Annotated in this window: 16 protein-coding genes and 1 tRNA gene; 4 read left to right on the forward strand and 13 right to left on the reverse strand. The window is 50.2% G+C overall.

Translation table 11 applies throughout. The features are described from left to right. The first annotated feature begins 232 nt into the window (after nucleotides 1-232). Nucleotides 233-784, forward strand: a complete 552-nt coding sequence (locus AN477_RS00010) for a PCI domain-containing protein (RefSeq protein ID WP_054967148.1) — start codon at nucleotides 233-235, stop codon at nucleotides 782-784. Between the two features lie 23 nt (nucleotides 785-807). Here the strand turns inward: AN477_RS00010 and AN477_RS00015 are convergent, their stop codons facing one another. The 4 genes from AN477_RS00015 to AN477_RS23565 are packed head-to-tail and all read right to left on the reverse strand — an operon-like array spanning nucleotide 808 to nucleotide 3,077. Further along, a complete protein-coding gene (locus AN477_RS00015; RefSeq protein WP_054967149.1) occupies nucleotides 808-1,485 on the reverse strand; it encodes a hypothetical protein in 678 nt (225 codons plus the stop codon). A gap of 42 nt (nucleotides 1,486-1,527) precedes the next feature. Continuing rightward, complete coding sequence (locus AN477_RS00020) at nucleotides 1,528-2,625, reverse strand: MarR family transcriptional regulator (RefSeq protein WP_054967150.1); 1,098 nt, start codon at nucleotides 2,623-2,625, stop codon at nucleotides 1,528-1,530. 51 nt (nucleotides 2,626-2,676) lie between these two features. After that, nucleotides 2,677-2,835 carry a hypothetical protein gene (locus tag AN477_RS24080; protein ID WP_157061727.1) on the reverse strand — a complete coding sequence of 53 codons (159 nt, stop codon included), beginning with the start codon at nucleotides 2,833-2,835 and terminating at the stop codon, nucleotides 2,677-2,679. Between the two features lie 47 nt (nucleotides 2,836-2,882). Beyond that, the gene (locus tag AN477_RS23565; protein WP_054967509.1) at nucleotides 2,883-3,077 is read right to left on the reverse strand and encodes a helix-turn-helix transcriptional regulator; all 195 of its coding nucleotides are present in this window, start codon (nucleotides 3,075-3,077) and stop codon (nucleotides 2,883-2,885) included. Nucleotides 3,078-3,228: 151 nt separating this feature from the next. Here AN477_RS23565 and AN477_RS00025 point away from each other — a divergent pair, with 151 nt between their 5' ends. Genes AN477_RS00025 through AN477_RS23570 form a run of 3 tightly spaced genes read left to right on the forward strand, consistent with a single transcriptional unit; the run spans nucleotide 3,229 to nucleotide 5,940 of the window. Further along, a complete protein-coding gene (locus AN477_RS00025; protein ID WP_054967151.1) occupies nucleotides 3,229-3,618 on the forward strand; it encodes a helix-turn-helix domain-containing protein in 390 nt (129 codons plus the stop codon). A gap of 50 nt (nucleotides 3,619-3,668) precedes the next feature. Further along, a complete protein-coding gene (locus AN477_RS00030) occupies nucleotides 3,669-4,340 on the forward strand; it encodes an ImmA/IrrE family metallo-endopeptidase (protein ID WP_054967152.1) in 672 nt (223 codons plus the stop codon). 55 nt (nucleotides 4,341-4,395) lie between these two features. Further along, on the forward strand, nucleotides 4,396-5,940 hold the full coding sequence (locus AN477_RS23570; protein WP_083485789.1) for a recombinase family protein: 1,545 nt from the start codon (nucleotides 4,396-4,398) through the stop codon (nucleotides 5,938-5,940). Here AN477_RS23570 and AN477_RS00040 read toward each other — a convergent pair. The 9 genes from AN477_RS00040 to AN477_RS24090 all read right to left on the reverse strand — a co-directional run bounded on the left by AN477_RS00040 (nucleotide 5,919) and on the right by AN477_RS24090 (nucleotide 15,643). Continuing rightward, a tRNA-Leu gene (locus tag AN477_RS00040) sits at nucleotides 5,919-6,003 on the reverse strand. The two genes, AN477_RS23570 and AN477_RS00040, sit on opposite strands and share 22 nt — an antisense overlap. 213 nt (nucleotides 6,004-6,216) lie before the next feature. Further along, the gene (locus AN477_RS00045; protein ID WP_245631661.1) at nucleotides 6,217-6,840 is read right to left on the reverse strand and encodes a lytic transglycosylase domain-containing protein; all 624 of its coding nucleotides are present in this window, start codon (nucleotides 6,838-6,840) and stop codon (nucleotides 6,217-6,219) included. Continuing rightward, nucleotides 6,837-7,445, reverse strand: a complete 609-nt coding sequence (gene coaE, locus AN477_RS00050) for a dephospho-CoA kinase (protein WP_054967155.1) — start codon at nucleotides 7,443-7,445, stop codon at nucleotides 6,837-6,839. Before coaE ends, AN477_RS00045 begins: the two co-directional genes overlap by 4 nt. Then, on the reverse strand, nucleotides 7,442-8,371 hold the full coding sequence (mutM, locus tag AN477_RS00055; protein ID WP_054967156.1) for a DNA-formamidopyrimidine glycosylase: 930 nt from the start codon (nucleotides 8,369-8,371) through the stop codon (nucleotides 7,442-7,444). Before mutM ends, coaE begins: the two co-directional genes overlap by 4 nt. 111 nt (nucleotides 8,372-8,482) lie before the next feature. Beyond that, complete coding sequence (gene polA, locus AN477_RS00060) at nucleotides 8,483-11,263, reverse strand: DNA polymerase I (protein WP_425388094.1); 2,781 nt, start codon at nucleotides 11,261-11,263, stop codon at nucleotides 8,483-8,485. A 350-nt stretch (nucleotides 11,264-11,613) separates the two neighbouring features. Next, a complete protein-coding gene (gene mdh / locus AN477_RS00065) occupies nucleotides 11,614-12,555 on the reverse strand; it encodes a malate dehydrogenase (RefSeq protein WP_054967157.1) in 942 nt (313 codons plus the stop codon). A 94-nt stretch (nucleotides 12,556-12,649) separates the two neighbouring features. Next, complete coding sequence (gene icd, locus AN477_RS00070) at nucleotides 12,650-13,945, reverse strand: NADP-dependent isocitrate dehydrogenase (protein ID WP_054967158.1); 1,296 nt, start codon at nucleotides 13,943-13,945, stop codon at nucleotides 12,650-12,652. Between the two features lie 93 nt (nucleotides 13,946-14,038). Continuing rightward, on the reverse strand, nucleotides 14,039-15,022 hold the full coding sequence (trpS, locus tag AN477_RS00075) for a tryptophan--tRNA ligase (protein WP_054967159.1): 984 nt from the start codon (nucleotides 15,020-15,022) through the stop codon (nucleotides 14,039-14,041). 441 nt (nucleotides 15,023-15,463) lie between these two features. Beyond that, nucleotides 15,464-15,643 carry a hypothetical protein gene (locus tag AN477_RS24090; protein ID WP_157061730.1) on the reverse strand — a complete coding sequence of 60 codons (180 nt, stop codon included), beginning with the start codon at nucleotides 15,641-15,643 and terminating at the stop codon, nucleotides 15,464-15,466. Nucleotides 15,644-16,176: the final 533 nt, after the last annotated feature.

The following is a 16,176-nucleotide window of genomic DNA, read 5'->3' on the forward strand; positions in this document are numbered from 1 at the left end:
CAAAAGGGTCAACAGGTCGAAACCCTAAACCTTTCATGGTCTGGTTGAGATTCAATGGCGTGAGCGCGTTATTCGACGAACCTGCCACTCCTATCACTCTTCTTTCTCGGACATCTGGACAAGGTACCTTACGTCCGTTTTGACCGTACCGCGAAATGGCACTTACGTGGTGCCAAGTTCGTATCACGATTTGCTATGCTTCGATGGATGAAATGAGTGGGGAGGAATTACTTTGGAATTGAGTCACCAAGCGGGCGTAGACATCCAGTACATTGACCGAATCCAGCACATTTTCAGCAACTTCACGACAAACGATGAGGAGTTAACCTTTGCCAGATCAGTAATGGAGCAAGCCGAAATGATCGAAGTCGCAGTCGAAGAATCAGGTGAAACGCAGGTTACAGTCTCGACTGCACAGGCGATATACCATTTTCACACGTTTCGAACCGACTATATTGGCCACGCTTCTCGAACCTTAGTCGATCTTTTCGAACACTTTGGCGTGTGTCTTCCGATTGAATTTCTTGTTGCGAATCGCGTGATGGCAATTTATCTAACTGGGAACAAGGTCGTTGTGGGAGAAACAGAATATCCTATCGAAGTACGAGAAGGTCAATACCAATTGGTAGAACCCGTGCAGTGGATGATTTCTTCTTCAATACTTGATGTCATTGTCCGACTTGCAGACGAGTACCAAATTTCATATGAAGAGGTGGTTGAGAGTGCCATTCGATTGATTGGCGAATCACAACCACCTCAAGATGTGCCCTTGTCTTCGACCTAGAGCACCAAATAACAAAAAACGGCTTATGTGTTTGTCTCGTCAAGGTATTCAAACAGGGACATCCAATCTTCCATTTTACCGGCGTCCTGAAGCAGCTCACGCAGAGCGCTTGGCGATAACCGTTCTGTTAAGTGAAAGGCGATGTGCCGGGCCACAGCTCGGCAACGCCGGTACCAGGTCGATTTCCCCATATGTAACTCCATCGCGCATTTCTCTGGACTAAATTGTTTACGAAGCCACAAATCGAAAACAGCCTCCATTTCACCAGTGCCCACAATCGCGTTTTCAACAATGCTCAATTTGTGCGATAGTTCGTTCAACTCTTGCTGTGTTTCTGGTTTCACGGAGCCCCATTTTTTCATTTTAAGATATACAAATTTCTTTCGGAGCACGACATATGCAGATGCAATGCGTTGGCCGAGTTCTAAGCTCTCTGCCGCAGACATCGTCGGTCGCGGCTCAAAGTTCGAACCATCCAATCTGAAAAACACATTGTCCGTAATGGATAGGTCCGCATTGGTTTTCGGGCGGTATAACCCTCCGTCCTGATGCGAATAAATCACAATATTCGTTGGTCCATGTCCAATGATTTCTAAAAGAGCACCAACTTCTTCAGCAAACATTTCCGGTGGAGCCGCTGCCATCAATTCTCTCTGGTCATTCAAATTAACGACCGTGTATTTGTAATACTCTATCTGCATGATTCCTCACCTCTATCCGCAGGTTGGTTTGTAAGCTTCTTTTCAGCTGTCTGGAAACAGATCATAGAACGCTTTGTATCTCGGGTCCTTCGCTGGTTTTTCAGAACGTCTCACCTGTCTTGGGACAGGTCTCTCAAAAGGAACATATCCTTTGTTGCGGTCGTCTTGCGCCCAGTTCCGTTTGGCTGTCTCTGTGCCCCATCGCTGTTTAATAACCTCTGCACAGTACGCAAAGCTGTTAATCCTTTTCGTCGGATACTGGGCAAAAGTATAGTCAATTCCATCTAGGATGAAGTGAAGGGGAACCTGGTGTTCAAGCAATTCATTCAAAGCTTCGTAATCTCTCTGCTTCGATGTGTATGGGTAATCCACATGATTTCTCATACGAAGCTCTATGGCCTCATACGGATCAGGAGAAACTCCTGACTCATCAGCGTCTTGTGGAGTACCACCTACAAAATACATGGATGCGTCCATAAGTTTGTCATCAGTGCTGTTCAAACCGTCTTGGGACCTAACCGATGTAACAGCTTTATCACTATCAACAACATGATCTGTAGTAATCTCTGGTATTGCTTGCTCATCTGACAACATTCGATTGCTCATTGTAGGCGCTCGATCGCTCTCATTGGGCACTCCATTGCTCATTTTGAGCTTCCCATTGCTCAAACTAAGCTTTCCATCGCTCTGACCGAGCATTGCATTGCTCATTTTGAGCATTGCATAGCCATCCAGTGTATATCCAAGTGCAGCTAGCTCCTGACGAACCTTTACAAAGTCAACTCGGTACTGCTTGGTTCGATCCCATTTATGATCAGGGTTGTTTCGGCACAATAAGTAACCTTGTTCAACCAGAGCGTTTAGATATCGATTTATGGATTGCCTCGAAATTCCCAGCATCGTTTCTTCCAGCAATTCATCTGCTGTTTTATAAACCCATCCTTTTGTCGGCTTCATGTTTATTTCCGCAGCTTCATGTTGCATACGCTTTTGTTCTTCAGCAATAAATCGGTCAACATCTCGTACACGTTGACTCCAATAAATGAATTGATTCAAAATAATGGCTCTATATAAGTCGCCTGTGAGCCGCACCAACTCTTCCTTGATCACAATCCTTTTTAGCTCATTTGGAATGTTCATATGAAAACCCCAATTCTGGTCCAAACGTCATCTGTATTACGGTGTGATCTTTTAGAGAATCCCTTCTGGTGTACCTCGCCTTGATACGAGTTCCCTAACCACCAATCGAGCGATTAAATCTTCTGCAGCATCCGGCTGAGGATGAGGAACACGATTGACGCGAATCACCACTTTTTCTGGTCCATTAGACGGTTGCCGTCTCAAACCCATTTACACACACTCCCTAAATTCAAAGTCGCGTATTGCAACATAGATGGTTAAAAAAATTGCATCCATTCGCACCCCACTACTTGGGCGATGCGCTTCGAAACATCCACACTTGGATTTTTAACACCACACTCAATTTCAGATAGATAATTGCGAGAAATCCTAGCCCGCATAGCAATTTGCTGCTGGGACATACGCCGCTGATGGCGTAAACGAATTAACCACGTACGTGGTTGTCTATCCATGGCTCTACCCCCTCTATCGCGAAACGCGACATTCATTTTGATAGACAAATCATAGTTGCGATACGAGACTGTGGTCAAGTATAATGACGCTATCAGCGACGACTTTTTTCGACACTACTCGTTGCACAAAAAGATTGGAGGTGGAACCTCGGTGACACTTGGCGAGAGATTGACACAGGCCAGGGCTACAAAACAACTCACCACTCAACAAGTCGCAGATGAATTGGGAATTGCTCGTTCAACGTATACAGGTTACGAAACCGAGTATCGGGAACCCGATACGAAGACCTTAATTCGATTAGCGGAAATGTATGAGGTTTCGTTAGATTGGTTATTGACGGGGAAAAGTGGGGATGACCTTCCGACACTCCCACCGGAGGAACGTGAGTTTGTAACATGGGTCAAAAATCACTTAACCGGAACCTTTTTTTACGATTTCAGTAAAAGCCCATCTACCCGAAAAAAAGAGATGATGCGCGGGCTACGACTTATTTATGAACTGGAAAAGGGACGAAAACCCGGACAGAAACAAGGAGAATGATATAAAGACGATTTACGGGTTTCCCCCTCATTCTAGTGAAGGACACCACCATGAAAACAGCAAGAATGGGGACGAATGCAAGGGTGTATACGATGATAGAGAATTATCAACCCTCTAAATTGGAATGGAGAATTTTGCGCTGCTATAGACGACGTAACATTCAATCACCAAGCGAAATCGACATTGAATCGTTTGCAAAGGAAGCAGGTATCTGGGTGCATCATGAACCGGTCGAAAGTACCCATTTTGCAATGATTGACGACCTGTACACGATTATTGTTGATAATCGGCTTCCACATTCACAGCAACGTGTAGAATTAGCTCATGAGTTTGGACACGTATTATTGCATACAGGGGACCAGGAGGTGATGTGCTCGGATGAACGAAAGCGACAAGAACGCCAGGCGAATTATTTTGCCATGTACGCACTAGCACCAACTTATTTGATTGCCCAACACATGGTTGAAGATTGTTCGTGGCAATCCCAAGTGGTTCATCTCGCCGACGCGTTTAATGTTCCCTTACCATTTATGGACGCACGTCTAATGCTGTTGACTCAGGATGTATATGGTCTATCAGCTTGGACAGGACATTCAGGCGATATGATTCGAGAATGTACAGAAGACTACGATTACTCGTATCGGCACCCGCTTGACGAGACGCTTGAATATGTAATCTACCACGGAGAAATTTTAGGCCTCCGTAAAAGAACAAACAGTTGACCCTGATAAATCCGGGTTTTTGATAAGGGGTTAAGATGGCCCAGGATAGCTGAAGGTGAATGGGGTTGGTAACGTGTTACAAGGAAAGACATTACGGGCGGTGGCCTATCCACGGTACAGCTCAGCAAACCAACGTGAAGAGTCTATAACTGCACAGTTGCGGGCAATTGAAGAGTACTGCCGACGAAAGGGTTATGTCCTCGTTGATAGTTATCCGGATGATGCACGCACAGCCACAAACGACAATCGCCCTAACTTCCAACGGATGATTTCCGACAGTGATAAAAATTTATTTGACGTTATCATCGTTCACAAACTGGACCGTTTTGCCCGTGACCGATACGACAGCGCATATTACAAGAGGATATTGAAGAAGAACGGCGTGCGTCTAGAGAGTGTTCTTGAACAGTTAGACAACAGTCCGGAGTCCATAATTCTCGAGTCGGTCCTTGAGGGGATGGCTGAATACTATTCAAGAAACCTTGCCCGCGAGACGCGAAAAGGTTTGTTGGAGAACGCGACGTCGGGTCGTCACACAGGTGGACGACCACCTTATGGTTACAAAGTAAATCCAGAGACGCTCATGCTTGAGATTGACGAGAGGACCGCTCCGGCTGTTCGCTTTTATTTTGAAAGCATCGCTAAAGGTCTGACATTATCAAGAATCATTGATGAGTTAAATAGTCAGGGATTCCGCACGTACAACGGAAGGAGGTTTACCAAGAACAGCTTCTGGGATTGGGCGAGAAACAAAAAGTATAAAGGGGTGTACACATGGGATGTGACCGACCAGAAGATTGGTGGCGGGAAACGAAACAGCCACAAACGTAAAGACGAAGCAGAACAGATCCAGATTGCTGGAGCGGTCCCAGCGATTGTATCGGAAGAACTGTGGGACAAGGTAAATCAAGCCATGAAAGCAAGGAAACATAAACCAGGACAGTTCAAGGCCAGACTTACCTACCTCCTGTCGGACCGTGTGAAGTGTGGGACTCCAGGCTGCAAGGGCATGTTTCGAGGTTCTTCATATATGAGAAGTGGATCTCGATTCGCCTACTACAAATGCAGTGAAAACTGTGGGTCAAGAGGAATTCGGAAAGAAGAGTTTGAGGATGCCATAATGAAGAAGTTGGTCAACACGGTCTTTTCAGACGAAGCTTTACGGAAGATTACAGATCGCGTACAAGAGCTCTATCAAGAACAGCGCGAGGAATCACAAGACAATCTGTTGCCGCTCAAAACCGAACTCGCAGAACTTGACCGTAAAATGAACAACTGGATTGAAGCCATCGGAGAAGGCCTGTTGGATAAGAACATACTCGCAGAGAAGATACGAGAAGCAACTTTGCGAAAAACCGTTTTGCAATCTGAGTTGAACCGCGCGGAACTAATGCAAAAGGAATCCACCATCGACAGTGAGGCGGTTCTTGGGGTCATGCATGCAAAGAAAAACCTGCTCTTCTCAACCGATGAGGAAGAGAAAAAGCAGGTTATCCGGGAATTTGTAGAATCGGTCACCCTCATAGATAACCAAGAAAGTGACCGATTCGATATCGCCCTAACTTTTAGGTTTTTAACTGGTGTCGAGAAGGGGACTTGAACCCCTACGGGTTTCCCCACACGCCCCTCAAACGTGCGCGTCTGCCGATTCCGCCACCTCGACATGTCAGCAGCGACAAAACCCATTATATGAGCCTGGACGTGCTGTGTCAACTACTTTAATGAGGTTTGTGGAAGGGCAATTTTGTCCACGCACAAAGTTGCCCTGAAAGTTGTACTGTGAAAATTGCCCTGAAAGTTGCAATGAAAGTTGCCCTGAAAGTGTGTCGTCAAAGTTGTGCAGTGAAAGGATGCCTTCGAAGTCTGCCGTGTACCATTAACTGTCGGCAGCCTTCTTCCACTCCGGAGCCTTTCCATAGATACGCTGGTATAGGTCGTAATTATAAAACACCCTATCAACGAAGTGACGAGTCTCTCCAACTGGAATGTCTGTGATATCCTGCAGTTTACCGTTCCAGGTGCCGTTTGACAGCCACTGCCCTACGCGCTTGGGGCCGCCGTTATATGCGGCAATGGCGGCAACCTCATTACCGTTAAATTGTTGAATCAGGTAATGGATATACCAACTCCCGAGTTGGATGTTAAGCTGGGGACTGGCAAGGTCCTGAGTGTTCGTCTGACCGTTCTGTTCACCTGTCAGACGAATTCCTTGCTGGCTCATCTGCTGTGCAACCCACTGTGCTGTGTCTGGCATGAGCTGCATCAGCCCAATGGCCCCGGCGTGAGAGACATCCTTTTGGTGAAACTGACTCTCAACGCGGATTACGCTTGCCACGAGCAACGGATCGAGCTCATTTGCACGGGCAGACTGCTGAATCAACGGTTGATAACCAATCGGATACATCCAGCGCCAAAAGGTATTTGACGTAATCAGCAGGATGACCACAACCAAAAGGACAAACGATACAATGATCCTCTTTTTTATCTTGACGAATCTCACTGTACCGCCGCCTTGTTCTGCAGGGTCTCCCAGAGAGTGACAACCTGTTCTTTTGTTTCATCTGGTGTCCCAGAGTTATGAATCACATACGTGGCCAGGGTTCTTTTCTCCTCAATCGGCATCTGTGCTTTGATACGGGCCTTCGCGTCGGACTCGGACAGCCCATCCCGTTGCATGAGCCGTGTCAGCTGTACATCTTCGGGGACGTATACGAGGACAGTCACGTCAACGAGATACTTGGTATCCCCTTCAAACAGGAGAGGGACGTCCCACACAATCGGATCGGAAGGATGGTTCTGAAAATACATGAGTGTCTCCTGTTTCATGCCTTCCCGAACCTTCGGATGTGTGATTTGGTTGAGTGTCTGGCGAGCTGATTCGTCCCCAAACACAATTCTGCCAAGTGCAGGGCGATTGAGCGCGCCATCACCCAACAGCACACCGGGGCCGAATGCTGCGGCAATTTCAGAGAGGCCCTGACTGCCCGGTTCGACAACTTTCCGTGCCCAAACATCCGCATCCACAACATATGCACCGAGCTCACGCAGCATAGCGGTCACTGTGCTTTTTCCCGTGGCAATTCCACCTGTTAGTCCGACAATCACCGTATGCTACCTCCATCCGCATTCTTACTCGGAACAACCAGTTTCCCCTGGGGCCTGCCTTTGTCAGTAGCCTGAGCGCCCACAACGGCCCTTCGGCGGCGTGGTCTCCGCTGGCAGTGCAGGCACACGTGTGTCCCCCGGCCAGCAACACGGAGCTTCACAATCTCGCTGCCGCACCTTGTGCATGCTTGTCCCTCACGGCCATACACGTTTAAAGCCATCTGAAAGCCGCCATGGCGGCCGTAACCATTAACATAGGTCTTGATAGACGATCCGCCCGCTTCAATTGCACGAGCGAGGACATCCCGAATGTTTTCAAGCAGTCCGTCACATTGCTTCTTCGTCAACACCGAAGCACTGCGCTCCGGATGAATCCCAGACAAGAACAGTGCCTCATCAACATAGATATTCCCAAGGCCGGCGATGCATGTCTGATCGAGCAAAACAGCCTTTATTGGTGCTCGCCGCGCGTGCAGACGCTTGTACAATTCTCGACCATCCAGGCTCTTATCAAACGGTTCAGGTCCTAAAGATTTAAGACCTTGTGGGTATTCGTCCTGGGTTAGGACGAGATCCATGGTTCCGAACTGGCGGACATCCCGATAGCGAAGTTCTGTACCGTCCGTAAAACGAAATACAACGTGCGTATGGGGGGCTTCTTCATCTCCGGTATCCGCAAGTCGATACTGCCCTTCCATACGCAGATGCGAGACGAGGGTGAACGGGGGGACAAAGAACAACAGATACTTGCCGCGTCGACCAAATCCGGTGATTGTAATGCCAGCCAACATGGCCTCAAAGAGGCGCGGATCATCAGGACATCGAACGATCCGCGGCAATCGAACATCCACGCTCTCAATGACTTTGCCAATCACCAGAGACTCGAGGCTTCTCTTTACGTTCTCTACTTCAGGGAGTTCCGGCAACCAGAAATCCTCCTATTTTGGATGAGGCCCTGCAACCGTCATTTGATTCCGGACCAGGGCTGGCGTGTTGCGCCCGAATTGGATGAGAGTCTGCAACCGCCAACGGATCCTTTATTTCGCATCATACCAAGTTTGTCCGACGTGTACGTCGACCTTTAACGGAACGCTGAGGGTCAGTGCATTCTCCATTTTCTCGTGCACGAAGGCCTCAAGTTCTTCCACTTCGGTCTGCGGGCACTCAAAGATAAGCTCATCATGGACTTGCAAGAGCATACGTGCACGCAGGTCCGACTCCCGCAGAGCTTCGTCAATCCGGACCATAGCGAGTTTGATGATATCTGCAGCTGTACCCTGAATGGGTGTATTCATCGCAGTTCGTTCAGCGAAACTGCGCAGGTTAAAGTTACGACTGTGAATATCCGGGAGATAGCGCCGCCGGTTCAAAAGCGTGGTCACGTACCCGAGCTTCTTGGCACTGTCGACAATCTCCTTCATATAGTTTGCGACGCCGGGGAACTTCGCAAAATAGTCCTCGATGAAACGCGAGGCTTCCGCCCGCGTGATGTTAAGGTTCTGCGAGAGCCCGTAGTCACTGATCCCGTACACGATGCCAAAATTGACCGCCTTTGCCTGTCGGCGCATCAACGGGGTGACCTCCTCTGGCGGTACACCAAAAACGGTTGATGCTGTGCTGGTGTGGATATCAGCGTCGCTGCGGAAAGCCTGAACAAGTGCCTCGTCGCCCGACAAGTGTGCCAAGATGCGGAGCTCCACCTGCGAATAGTCTGCAGACAGAATGACCCAGTCCTGATACGTCGGTTCAAAAGCAAGTCGGAGCTTTCGGCCTTCTTCCATCCGAATGGGGATGTTTTGAAGGTTTGGCTCACTGCTCGATAGGCGGCCTGTGGCGGTTAAAGCCTGATGAAAACGAGTGTGAACGCGTTCGGTCTCAGGTCGGATGACCTTCAGCAGGCCTTCTACATATGTCGATTGCAGTTTCCCGAGTTGGCGGAACTGCAGGATGTCTCGCACAATGTCGTGATATGGGGCTAACTTCTCGAGCACGTCAGCGCTGGTTGAATAGCCGGTCTTGGTCTTCTTCATCGCCGGCAAAGCCATCTTGTCAAACAGAATCTCCCCAAGTTGCTTCGGCGAGTTGATGTTAAACTCAACTCCGGCATGTTGGTAGATCTGCCGAGTGAGTTGTTCGAGCTGTTTTTGCAATTCCGATCCGATATTTTGCAACCGCCCGACATTCACGTGAAAGCCTAGTACCTCCATCTTAGCAAGCACAAACTCCAGCGGGAGCTCCACTTGAAAGAAGAGGTCATCAAGGTCTTGCTCGCGCAGGCCGAGGCCGATGTGATGCTTCAATTCCGGCAGCCACGCTGCAACCTGCGACTTTTTCTCTACGTCTTCGGCGGAATCCCACCGGCATGCCGGCACAGACCTGTGCAACTCACGTTCGAGAATGTTCTGCAGGGTCAATTCCCCATCCGACGGGTTCATCAGGTAGCTGCCAACGAGTACGTCAAACCAGTTGCCGCTTGGCATCAAGGTTTGACCGTGGGCGTCGAGCAGGACGACCAGTGACTTGAGATCGAAGACCGTTTTCTCGAACTCGTGCGACCACAAAGGTTTTACATCCGTTGTCTCGAGTTCGCCTTCAAACGAAATGAAGTAGCACGCGGTCTTCATGCCCACGGAGAACCCGACTAGGTTCGCCGTCTGATAATCAGGGCCATCACAGATAGGAATGACACCCACTTCACCACGCAGTATCGGCCACAAGTGCTCGAGCTGCGCCATTGTCGTGATCCGTTCAAACGGGATCTCAGGTGCCCTGGCGGCAGCTTCGGCTCGGCTGTTCAGTTGGCCATCATCGGCAGATTCACCGGATCGGACAGGGCCTTCTGTCGAACCATCGGCGGATGTATCGATTTCCCTGGAAATCTTGTCGACAAGCGACTTGAACCCTAGTTTTTTGAACACATCCAGAACCTTCGATGTCAGGTGACCTGAGTATTCAAGGTCATTAAAGTCAACTTCGACCGGCACCTCGCGATAAATGGTAGCGAGGCGCTTCGACATCAGGGCCTTATCCTTGTGTTCAGTAAGCCGCTCTTTGAGTTTATTGCCGGATACGTCGGGAATATGGTCGAGTACTGATTCGACCGTCCCGAACTCCTTCAACAACTTGATGGCGGTCTTTTCACCAACACCTGGGACACCAGGGATGTTGTCCGAGCTGTCACCCATGAGGCCTTTAAGATCAATAATTTGCCTTGGCGTCAATTCATAGCGTTCAAAAACGGTCTGCGGCGTATATCGTTCAACATCAGTGACCCCTTTGCGGGTCAAGATGGCGTTTACCTGATCGGTGACGAGTTGAAGCAAGTCCTTGTCTCCTGAAACGACGAGAACCTCGTACCCCTTGGCTTCTGCTTCCCGGGCCAAGGTGCCAATAATGTCATCTGCCTCGTACTGTGGAACCTCGAGAGCAGGGATTTCAAAGGCCTGAAGCACGTCCCGAACCAGTGGAAACTGCTCTGAGAGCTCACTTGGTGTCTTCTGACGTGTACCTTTGTATTCCTCATATTCATTGTGCCGAAATGTTTGCTTACCAGCGTCAAAAGCAACCGCCACATGTGTGGGGTGCTCGGTCTGTAATACCTTCAACAGCATCTGCGTGAATCCATAGACGGCGTTCGTGAACTGACCTTGCGCGTTACTTAGCGGCGGCAAGGCAAAAAATGCGCGATAGGTAATACTGTTGCCGTCAATCAGCATCAGCTTGGGACGGACACCTGAGTCAGTCGTCGACTGTACTTTCGCGGTCGACTGTGTGTCAGCAGCAGCAGACATTTTGGGAGTGGACTCTGTTTCGGACATGGACCGGACCCCTCTCCGTCGATTGCAGTCTCGACGAGCACGATTTTCCTTTGCGTGCCGCTGTTATTGTAACATATTCCTCACTAGATTCCGGTCGCGAGTTCGTGGAGATCGTGTGTTTGGGGGCAGGAAAAATGCGGATAACGTAAGACACCGTGCGGCAGAATCTGGGCAGAGAGTAGACAGCCACCCTGGAGCCACCTTGGACAACAAAAAAGGGCTGTCCAAGAGGAGACCCCCAGACAGCCGTCAAATGAAACAAGGTTGATGCATCGACTCACAAATCGGATAGCCGAAGGTGACGACGCATAAAGGAACCTACGGAATTAATTGCATGGAAACATTGATGATTACCGGTTTGAAACGACCTTAATAACATTTCGTACGGACTGGGCAGACTTGTCGAGCGCTGCCTTCTCCTCTTCAGTCAACTCAAGTTCAACGATACGCTCAATACCTTTTCCGCCGAGGACGGTCGGTACACCAAGGAACAGGTCCTCGTAGCCGAATTCGCCTTGCAGATACGCAATGGCAGGCAGGAGGCGGCGCTTGTCTTTCAGGATGGCTTCAGCCATTTGTGTCAGTGATGCAGCTGGTGCATAGTACGCGCTGCCATTACCAAGCAAGTTGACGATCTCGCCACCGCCCGTACGCGTACGCTGGACGATTTCTTCGATCCGCTTTGCTGGCAACAGCTTCTCAAGCGGGACACCACCCACATTTGAGTAACGAACGAGCGGAACCATATCGTCGCCATGAACACCAAGCACGAAACCGTGAACTTCGTCGACGGATACGCTCAGTTCTTCTGCGACAAATGCATTAAAGCGAGCGGTGTCAAGTACGCCAGCCTGGCCGATGACGCGCTCTTTCGGAAAACCTGAGGTCTTGTACGCAACATAGGTCATTGCATCCACGGGGTTACTGAGGATAATCAACACAGTGTTCGGAGAGAAACGGACAACTTGTTCGGTAACCGACTTGACAATACCGGCGTTGGTGTTGACGAGATCGTCACGGCTCATACCGGGTTTGCGGGCTACACCAGCGGTGATGATGACGAGATCGGAATCGGCGGTATCTTCGTAGGAAGATGTTCCGACAATGTGAACGTCCGATCCGACAACCGGCATCGCTTCAAGCATGTCGAGTGCCTTGCCTCTGGTCGGGTTTTCGAGTTGCGGGATGTCAAGCAACACGATGTCCCCAAGTTCTTTCAAGCCAAGCATGAATGCTGTGGTGGCGCCTGTGAACCCTGCGCCGATGACCGAAATCTTCTTCCGTTTCAACATGCGATTCGCCTCCTGAAAATTAAGCAGGCTTGACCGGATCGGGATTGGCCTCAGAGCTGACCGAACCGGTCATTGCCTGATGAATCCCATGACCTTACAGGTTTTCGATGATGACATCCGCGAATTCAGATGTCTTCAGCTCAGTCGCGCCGTCCATCAGTCGGGCGAAGTCATACGTGACTTTCTTCTGTGTGATGGCTTTCTCAATCGCTGCGGTGATGTTGTCTGCAACTTCTTGCCAGCCCATGAATTCAAACATCATGACGCCAGACAAGATAACGGATCCCGGGTTCACTTTATCGAGACCAGCATACTTCGGTGCGGTACCGTGGGTTGCCTCAAAGACGCTATGGCCAGTGACATAGTTGATGTTTGCGCCTGGTGCAATACCAATGCCGCCGACCTGAGCCGCAAGGGCGTCAGAGATGTAGTCGCCGTTCAGGTTGAGGGTTGCGATGACATCATATTCTGCTGGGCGTGTGAGAATTTGTTGCAGGAAGGCGTCGGCGATGACGTCCTTCACGATAATCTTGCCTGCAGCTTCGGCAGCCTTCTGTGCTGCATCAGCTTCGGCTTGGCCTTTGTCGGCCTTGATGCGATCATACTCAGCCCAGGTAAAGGTCTTTTCTGCGTACTCACGCTCTGCGAGTTCATAACCCCAGTTCTTAAACGCACCCTCGGTAAACTTCATGATGTTTCCTTTATGTACCAAGGTTACGCTCTTGCGCCCATGATTGAGGGCATATTCAATCGCCGCACGAACGAGTCGCTCGGTGCCTTCTTTGGATACAGGCTTGATGCCGATGCCGGAGGTCTCTGGGAAGCGGATCTTCTTAACACCCATTTCGTTCTGCAAGAAGCTGATGACCTTCTTCACTTCTTCAGAACCTTCCTGCCACTCGATACCAGCGTAGATGTCCTCAGAGTTTTCGCGGAAAATAACCATATCTATAAGTTCAGGACGTTTTACAGGAGATGGAACACCATTGAAATAACGCACGGGACGTTGGCAAACATACAAATCGAGTTCCTGACGCAGAGCAACGTTCAATGAGCGAATGCCACCGCCAACAGGAGTTGTCAAGGGACCTTTAATGCTGACAATGTACTCTGAGAGTGCTGTCAGAGTGTCTGCTGGCAACCATTCACCGAACTGATTGAATGCCTTTTCACCAGCAAAAACTTCATACCATGCAATCTTGCGCTTACCGCCGTACGCTTTCTCCACTGCAGCATCAAACACACGTTGCGAAGCACGCCAAATATCCGGACCAGTGCCATCACCTTCGATAAACGGAATGATGGGGTTGTCAGGGACGTTCAACTTTCCGTTTTGCAGTGTGATGGGGTCTCCAGATGTTGGTGGTTGAAACTTTTGCAGCTGGGCCAATGCAAGTGCCTCCCTTACGTAAGCGTCAATTTAACCATCTAAAATGATACCACACATCCCACGTGTGGCAAGAGCTGGGGCATAAACCCCAGCTTAACTGAGAAATCCAAATTTGGACTTGACGTCAGCCAGGGTGTCCCCACACTGTTCGGAGGCACGTTTGGCACCCTGGCGCAGAATATCGACGACTTCTCCGGATTGGAGAAGGTCGCGGTACCGGTTTTGAATTGGCTCGAGTGCAGCGACCACGACTTCGGCGAGGTCCTTCTTGAACGGTCCGTAACCTTGGCCATCGTACTCTGCCTGAATCTCCTCGATGGACTTGCCAGAACACAGCGAGTAAATGGTCATCAGGTTGCTGATGGCGGCTTTTTCAGCGGGATCGTAACGAACCTCACGACCCGAGTCGGTGACGGCGCGGGAGATCTTTTTGCGGATGACGGATGGCTCATCCAACATGGAGATGTATGCGCCTGCTGACTCGTCACTCTTACTCATCTTCTTGGTCGGCTCCTCGAGGCTCATGATGCGGCCGCCGACTTTTGGAATGAATGGTTCAGGGATGGTGAACGTATCACCGAACTTGCTGTTGAACCTCTCGGCGATGTCGCGCGTCAACTCGAGGTGTTGCTTCTGATCTTCACCAACTGGCACTAAGGATGTCTGATAGAGCAGGATGTCAGCCGCCATCAACGCCGGGTAGGTGAAGAGCCCTGCTGTGACGACTTCCTTCTTGGCCGACTTGTCCTTGAACTGGGTCATGCGGCCGAGTTCACCGTAATAGGCGACGCACTGTAACATCCATCCGAGTTCAGCGTGGGCCGGGACGTGGGACTGGATGAACAGGGTCGACTTAGCCGGATCGATGCCGGAAGCGAGATAGAGTGCCGCCAGGTTGATGGAGTTTTGACGCAGTTTCTCAGGCTCCTGGGGTACAGTGATGGCGTGCAGGTCGACAATGCAGAAGATGCAATCTGCCTCGTCCTGCAGGGTAACAAAGTTCTTCATGGCGCCAAGATAGTTGCCAAGGGTCAATGTGCCGCTTGGCTGAATTCCAGAAAAGACGCGGTGTTTCATCGATACGCTCACTCCTTTTGTGTGTTTGCTGGTGGTGCTGGTGGTGCTGGTGGTGCTGGTGGTGCTGGTGGTGCTGGTGGTGCTGGTGGTGCTGGTGGTGCTGGTGGTGCTGGTGGTGCTGGTGGTGCTGGTGGTGCTGGGTCAGTCACCGGATTAGCCATCTCGACTGGCTCAGGGCGGCCTTGGCGTTAGGGCAGCCTCGACGTGTCAAGAAATCGCGATCGGTCAAATAAAAAACGCCCCAATCCCAAAATGGGACGGACGTTTAATCCGCGGTACCACCCATGTTCACACATCCACAACCAGACAACGCGTATGACGCGCAGGCACGATGTGAATGTGCACAACTTGATGACCAACCAGTGACTTTAGCTGGCTGACCTACCCGATAACGGAGGCTCCGAATCCACCTACCCAGTCTCTCGACCTTCAGCGGTTAGCTCAGGGACCCATTCCACGCATTGTACCCGCCGGGCTCACACCGTCCCCGACTCGCTTATCGGCCGCTACGCGCTTACTCTTTCCCATCTTTGCCGTGATGTTCAAATGGTTAATCCGATTATATGTGTACGGAGTCCCATGTGCAACTAGTGAACTGTACATGGGAGATGGTCTCTCCACTACATTGTCTCCCTTCGACCCTGACGTGACACGCCTCAGAGTATACGTCGACCAGGAGCAGACGGACGGTGGAAATTCAGTCGGTCTCACCGACTTAACCTGGCCGCGGGGCGCCTTCTTAGTCGGTTGCACCGACTTACCGATGTTGTTTGGCCTTTAGGCGGGTCCCGTTAGTCGCTCCCAGCCCACTAATCCGCCGGATTTCGCGTGTTTAGTCGGTCTCACCCACTAACGTTGCATTAAATAGTCGTTGGGGTGTCAAGAGCATCACACTGCATGGCAACAGTACGTAGTCGGAATGTTCGGTTAGTTTAGCTGGATGTGTATGGCCTAAAGAGATTACACCTCTTAGACAGATAGCCTACATTCCAGATTTTGGCGTATTTAGACTGGGTCGTACTCCAGGTCATCCAAGTGTTCAATATCTCCGTCTACGTACTGCTGCAGCGTCTGGGAGAAGATTTGTGCGTGTTTCATCTTTTTCCGCCCAGGCGAACTGCGGCTCGGTGGTCTGTTTAAGCAGCGTAGAAATA

The sequence above is a fragment of the Paenalicyclobacillus ferrooxydans genome, assembly GCF_001399675.1.
Taxonomy (GTDB): domain Bacteria; phylum Bacillota; class Bacilli; order Alicyclobacillales; family Alicyclobacillaceae; genus Alicyclobacillus_B; species Alicyclobacillus_B ferrooxydans.